This is a genomic window from Eubacterium sp. AF15-50, from assembly GCF_934835595.1.
GTDB classification, from domain to species: Bacteria; Bacillota; Clostridia; order Lachnospirales; family Lachnospiraceae; genus Eubacterium_G; species Eubacterium_G segne.
In genome coordinates this window covers 1-6,389 of sequence record NZ_CAKVZL010000034.1, presented here as the reverse complement: position 1 = coordinate 6,389, position 6,389 = coordinate 1, and the positions used below count along the sequence as shown (strand labels likewise).

The window sequence follows — 6,389 nt, the reverse complement described above, 5'->3', positions numbered from 1 at the left end:
CCTGACTGGCAGGAAGTGCTATTCTTGCTTCAACATATCCGTATGTAAATGTAAATTTGCCATTGGTATTAAGTCTTGCAGATGTATAATTCATTCCGCCATAAGACTCTTTCTTGGCTCTGATATGCAATGCTCCCCCTGAAACATACGCATTGTCAGACCTGTTTGTATAATACTGCTGTTCATTGTTTCCCCATCCGCTAGAACCTGTTCCTATTTCATATCCCCATTTAGATGTATCAATAGATGCCCCGTTAAACTCATCGCTCCATACCATTTTAGATGACGTTGTAGGTGCTGCTGTTACATCTTTTGACATCTTAAGTGACGTAAATGTCATTGATGACACAATCATTGCCAGAGACAATACAGATGCTGCCGTTTTCTTTAACAACTGTTTTCTCATAAAAAAACTCCTTCCTTATATATTTTTAATTTTACGTTCCAATAAATCTACTTACAGTATAAAAAATTTAAATATATAAAAAAGGGGTTAATTTTATAAAAAAGTGGCTAGATTTTATTTTATTATGGTTAATTAATTATTTTTACATAAAAATCCATTTTTTAATCATTACCAATAACAATATGTGTAACGGATAAAATACATAAAAAACATATTTGCCCTTTCTACATCCTGCTTTTCCATTATACAAAGCTATCGGCAATATGCTTAATACTCCTGCCCATTGTATTCCATATCCAAACATTCCCATATTAAATACTACATTGGATGCAATTTTTCCTATGTGGTGTTTTCTGAAAACATAGAAGCATATGATTAAAAGAATTCCTGCGTAGGAATAAGATGTATTTAAAAAATATGCCGCCCCAAAACCCAGTGCCATAACTATCAATTCAGCTAAATAATTAAGTCGTAACACACCTACTTTGCTGACTAATTTTTCAGGGTATCTTATGGCAAAACCTGTTATTAAGTCAAGTGCCCATATAACCATAAATCCGAAAAACAAGGTGAACATAACATTTTGCTTTTCCAGATTAAAGAAGCTGCCATACATCATATCATATGGAACTTCTGATATCAGTGCAAATATTCCCAGCCTTGTAGCATAACTCATCCGGTTTTTAGTATGAAAATATCCCTCAACCAACACAAAACAGAATATAGGAAAACTTATTCTTCCCACAATTCTGAATGCCTCATACATGTTTCCATAATCTGTAAGTAAAATTACCGCAACGTGGTCAAAAATCATGGTCACCATTGCTATGATTTTCAATGTAAAGGTAGTAAGTCCCCACCTGTCAAGATTAAGGTATGCTCCAATACCCTTATTATCAAATTCCTTCAACTTATATCTCCCATTATTTATTCTCATCACCGGCAACTAACACGCTAATGCTTCTTCCCGGTGCCTCATACATTCTGTCAATATCACAGTCCTTTTTGTTTCCATCTGTGGAAAATTCAAGGTGCCATTTTTTCTTATTTCTGACAGACGGAACTCCAAACTCCTGATTTTCCCAATACATATTGTAAGCTATATATATATCCTGTTCTTCCCCTGCCTTGTCTAACAATGCGTATTTTCCGCAATACATAACTGAAAAATGTCTGTTAAAATGACTAAAGTCCGCATACCATGCCTTTGATCCATGATAAGACATATCCGGAAGACCGTAAGATTTATAATCCATTTGTCTTGTTTCCTGAGACAAATGAAGAACCTTATGCTTTTTCCTGAAAGCTATAATATTTTTTGTAAATTCCAGTATTTCCTTTGCCATGGCGTTGGTATTCCAGTTAGTCCATGATATTTCATTATCAAGACAATATGGATTGTTATTTCCCTTTTGGGAATTACACATTTCATCTCCTGCATACAGCATAGGGACTCCCTGACTTAAAAATACCAGACACAGGGCATTTTTTATCTGCCTTTTTCTCAAATCCATGATTTTCCGCTTTCTGGTATCACCTTCCGCGCCGCAATTCCAGCTGTAATTATACACTGCACCGTCCCTGTTATTTTCACCATTTGCCTCGTTATATTTTCTGTCATAAGAAACAGTATCGTACAATGTAAATGTATTATGGTTTGCCACATAATTTACCACTGCCACTCCCGGAGGATTAGCTTTTATCTTATATGCCATTGTGTTTAGCATATCCTCATCCCCCTTAATAAACCGCCTTGCGCAAACCATAAAGTCATCGTTAAAGTTGGCAATATTTCTGATTTCACTTTTTCTGCCATAAAAATCAGTATTATTTGAAAAACTATATGTGAAAATCTTAGTTGTACATAAAAGATTATCTGTTTCTACCATTCGCATAACTGCCTCTTCGCAGTTTGCATGTATTCCATCTATGTGATATTCCATAACCCAATAATGAAGACAGTCTAAAATAAGCTTAGGATTAGTTCCCTGAGGGAAGAAAAATTCCATGGAAATCTCTATTCCGTTTTTGTGAAGCTCCCTTACCAGATATTTAAACTCTTCCACCTCTCCTCCCGGAGTGTTAGTCCATGCAAAGGATGCCTTAGGTGCAAATGCATAACCGTCAGTATATCCCCAGTAATTAAGTACCGGCGACTCTATGGCAAACTGTCCCTTCATGGAAGTTGCGTTTTCTTTTTTTATTTCATTAAATTCATATGCCGGCATAAGCTCAATCATATTTATGCCTAACTCTTTTAAATATGGGATTTTCTCAACAATACCTAAATACGTTCCCTTGTGTTTTACCTTTGATGTGGCATGCTTTGTAAATCCTCTTACATGCATACGATATAAAATAGTTTCGTCAAAAGGAATATTCAAAGGTGCATCCTGCTGCCAGTCATAATCATCATTTATAATAATACCTTTTAGATTATCACACGCCTTCCCCCAATTCTTTTTTCCTGAAAGTGCCTTTGCATATTCATCAGTAACTATTTCTCCATCCACGGAAAAATTATAATAATATTTTGAATAATCAAGTCCAGACACACTCATGGCGTACACATTTCCTATGACCTGTGCGTTTTCAAAGGGAATACGTGCAACCTCCTCGTCTTTTCCTTTTTCATACAAAACTACCTGGCAATTGCTGCCATATTTAGCTGTAATTGCGAAATTCACCTCATCGCCTATTACCGTAACTCCCATAAGCAATGGATTTCCTCTGTATACTTTAATGTTTTCTAAAAGTTTATTATTCATGATGTCTCCCTTTCACGCCTTAAAACGAAATGATATGAAAATAATTATAACACATAAGTTATTAATTTCACTACCTATTTTATATGGGGATTAACGTTGCTTTAATGTAAAAAAACTGATATACTTTGATTTGCAATTAATTTAGTAAATAATATCAAATATATAAGCGAGGTTTTAAAATGATAAGTACAAGCAACATATCACTGCGTTTTGGCAAAAAGGCACTTTTTGAAGATGTTAATATTAAATTTGTGCCGGGACACTGTTACGGTCTTATCGGTGCCAACGGTGCCGGAAAGTCAACTTTTTTGAAAATTCTTACAGGTGAAATTGAGCCAACCAGTGGTGAAGTTATTATTACCCCGGGTGAGCGTCTTTCCTTCTTAAAGCAGGATCATTTCCAGTACGATGAATATACTGTTCTTGATACTGTTATTATGGGAAACCAGCGTCTTTATGACATTATGAAGGAAAAAGAAGCCATTTACATGAAGGAAGACTTTACTGACGAAGACGGTATCCGTGCTTCTGAGCTTGAAGGCGAGTTTGCTGAAATGAACGGCTGGGAAGCTGAGTCTGATGCAGCTACTCTTTTAAACGGACTTGGTGTTGACACTGAATACCATTACAGTCTTATGAAAGATTTAACCGGTTCACTAAAGGTTAAGGTTTTATTAGCTCAGGCTTTATTTGGAAATCCTGATATTTTGTTATTAGATGAGCCTACTAACCATTTGGATTTGGATGCCATTGCATGGCTTGAGGAATTTTTGATTAACTTTGATAATACTGTTATCGTAGTTTCTCATGACAGATATTTCCTTAACAAAGTATGTACTCAGATTGCAGACATTGACTACGCCAAGATTCAGTTATATGCCGGAAACTACGATTTCTGGTATGAATCAAGCCAGTTAATTGTTAAGCAGATGAAGGAAGCTAACAGAAAGAAAGAAGAAAAAATCAAGGAATTGCAGGAATTTATTCAGCGATTCAGTGCCAATGCTTCAAAGTCAAAACAGGCTACATCAAGAAAACGTGCATTGGAAAAAATTGAGTTGGATGAAATTAAACCTTCCAGCAGAAAATATCCATATATAGATTTCAGACCTGACAGGGAAATTGGAAATGAAGTTCTTACTGTGGAACATCTTTCAAAAACAATTGACGGTATTAAAGTATTAGATGACATTTCCTTTATAATCGGACGTGAAGACAAGGTTGCCTTTGTAGGTTCTAACGGTTTAGCCAAAACCACTCTATTCCGTATTCTTACAGGAGAGATTGAGCCTGACGAAGGAAGTTATAAATGGGGCATAACAACCAGCCAGTCCTACTTCCCTAAGGATAACACAAAGGATTTTGATTCAGATGATGTTATTGTTGACTGGCTTACACAGTATTCTGAAAACAAGGATGCCACATATGTCCGTGGATTCCTTGGAAGAATGTTATTTGCGGGAGATGACGGAATGAAGAAAGTCCGTGTTTTATCCGGTGGTGAAAAAGTCAGGGTAATGCTATCTAAGCTTATGATTAGCGGTGCTAATGTTTTAATTATTGACGAACCTACTGACCACCTTGACATGGAAAGTATCACTGCCCTTAACAACGGTTTAATTAAATTCCCGGGAGTTTTACTTTTCTCTTCAAGAGATCATCAGGTTGTTCAGACAACAGCAAACCGTATTATGGAAATTGTAAACGGCAAGTTAATTGATAAAATTACTACTTATGATGAATATCTTGAAAATGATGAAATGGCAAGAAAAAGAACTATTTACACAACAGAAGGAATGGACATTGATGATTAATGCCATTTAGGAGGCTTTATGAGACCAACTACCATAACTTACCCACCTAATGGTGTTAAACCCATAGGTGTAATGGAATTTGTGCATGGCATGTGTGAAACAAGGCAGCGCTATGCTGAAACAATGAAATATTTTAACAATAAAGGATTTATCTGTGCTATTTCCGACATCAGAGGCCACGGTGAAAATATTCTCACTAAAGAGGATTTAGGCTACTTTGGGGAGGAAGGATATAAAGGGCTTATTGATGATGTACATGAATTTACCATGTTTTTAAGAAGGGAATTTCCTCATTTGCCCCTTATTCTCATTGGTCACAGTATGGGTTCCCTTATTGTGCGTGCTTACTTGAAAAAGAACTCCCGTGAAGTTCAGGCAGTAGTTTTAAGCGGCTCTCCATCCTACAACAGATTTGTAGGGGTTGCTAAATATTTTACACGTTTTCTGGCTTTGTTTAGGGGTTGGCATTACAGAAGTCCCATGATTGAGAAACTGGTAAACGGTCCCTTTGAGAAGCCTTTTGAAAAAGAAGGAATTGTTAATTCATGGTTGTCCAGTGACAGATATGTTGTAGAGTTGTACAATAGTGATCCTATGTGTGGATACCCTTTCACGCTAAACGGTTATTATGCGTTGTTTAACTTAATGCAGACTGTTTACAGCAAAATGGGATGGACCAGCAAGAATCCTTCTCTTCCGGTTATGTTTGTATCTGGTAGTGAAGATCCCTGTAGAAAAAATGACTATTCTTTTAAGAAGGCAGTTACCCATTTTAAACGTTGCGGTTATCCTAACACTTACTACAAGCTGTATCAGGATATGAGGCATGAAGTTTTTAATGAAAAAGAAAAAGAACTGGTATATGAAGATATACTTAAGTTTTTAGAAATAAAGGCTGGAATAGAAGTAGAAGATGGAACCCTGTAGTCCCATCTTCTACTTTTTTTTTCACTTTTGCTGTCTCACCGTGTATGTTTTTATCCTACTCTCCCATAATAATTTTTCTCATATACTGCTTTTCTTTTTTTCCAATTATATAGCTGTTTATCATTGGAGTTTTAAAATCTATCAGTGGAATATTTCTCAGCTTACCTGATTCAATATATGATTTAGCCATATCCCAAGGCAAAAATGTATAATTTTCCTGTCCTAATAAAAAAGGAATGATTTTGGCACAGTCATCAATTTCCAAGGAAAACTGCTGATATTTTGGGAACAACCCTCTTATAAACTGACCTACATCCTGTAGTGCAAAGTTACACATAAGATATTTTTCATTAACTAATTCTTTCTGAGTTATTCCCTCTTTATATTTTTTATTATTATAATCCGTTACCAAAACCATGGTATCCTGTTTATACATTTCACAATAAAAGGCTGCCTTTTTAAGCGGTATATAGC

The 6,389-nt window shown here is 35.8% G+C and carries 4 protein-coding genes and 2 pseudogenes (1 of these 6 running past the window's edge); 2 read left to right on the top strand and 4 right to left on the bottom strand.

What is annotated here, in order from left to right; genetic code table 11:
* From Q5O73_RS05540 to Q5O73_RS05530, 3 genes and pseudogenes are all read right to left on the bottom strand, one after another.
* Nucleotides 1-406: pseudogene (locus Q5O73_RS05540) on the bottom strand (RICIN domain-containing protein); it reaches 1,514 nt to the left of the window's first position.
* Between the two features lie 142 nt (nt 407-548).
* Nucleotides 549-1,316: a TraX family protein gene (locus Q5O73_RS05535; RefSeq protein WP_021953765.1), complete on the bottom strand. Its 768-nt coding sequence runs from the start codon at nt 1,314-1,316 to the stop codon at nt 549-551.
* 13 nt (nt 1,317-1,329) lie between these two features.
* Nucleotides 1,330-3,174, bottom strand: coding sequence for an alpha-amylase family glycosyl hydrolase (locus tag Q5O73_RS05530; protein WP_021953764.1), 1,845 nt, complete (start codon nt 3,172-3,174; stop codon nt 1,330-1,332).
* A gap of 179 nt (nt 3,175-3,353) precedes the next feature.
* Between Q5O73_RS05530 and Q5O73_RS05525 the strand changes: the two genes are divergently transcribed.
* A complete protein-coding gene (locus tag Q5O73_RS05525; protein WP_021953763.1) occupies nt 3,354-4,988 on the top strand; it encodes an ABC-F family ATP-binding cassette domain-containing protein in 1,635 nt (544 codons plus the stop codon).
* A gap of 18 nt (nt 4,989-5,006) precedes the next feature.
* Nucleotides 5,007-5,915 carry an alpha/beta fold hydrolase gene (locus tag Q5O73_RS05520; protein ID WP_021953762.1) on the top strand — a complete coding sequence of 303 codons (909 nt, stop codon included), beginning with the start codon at nt 5,007-5,009 and terminating at the stop codon, nt 5,913-5,915.
* A 55-nt stretch (nt 5,916-5,970) separates the two neighbouring features.
* On the opposite strand, the pseudogene Q5O73_RS05515 reads toward Q5O73_RS05520, so the two are convergent.
* Nucleotides 5,971-6,389: pseudogene (locus Q5O73_RS05515) on the bottom strand (LysR family transcriptional regulator); the annotation flags it as partial.

Excerpts from the sequence above, each read along its gene's own strand:
- Q5O73_RS05530 (WP_021953764.1), bottom strand. The coding sequence starts at position 3,174 with ATGAATAATAAACTTTTAGAAAACATTAAAGTATACAGAGGAAATCCA.
- Q5O73_RS05525 (WP_021953763.1), top strand. The coding sequence starts at position 3,354 with ATGATAAGTACAAGCAACATATCACTGCGTTTTGGCAAAAAGGCACTT.
- Q5O73_RS05520 (WP_021953762.1), top strand. The coding sequence starts at position 5,007 with ATGAGACCAACTACCATAACTTACCCACCTAATGGTGTTAAACCCATA.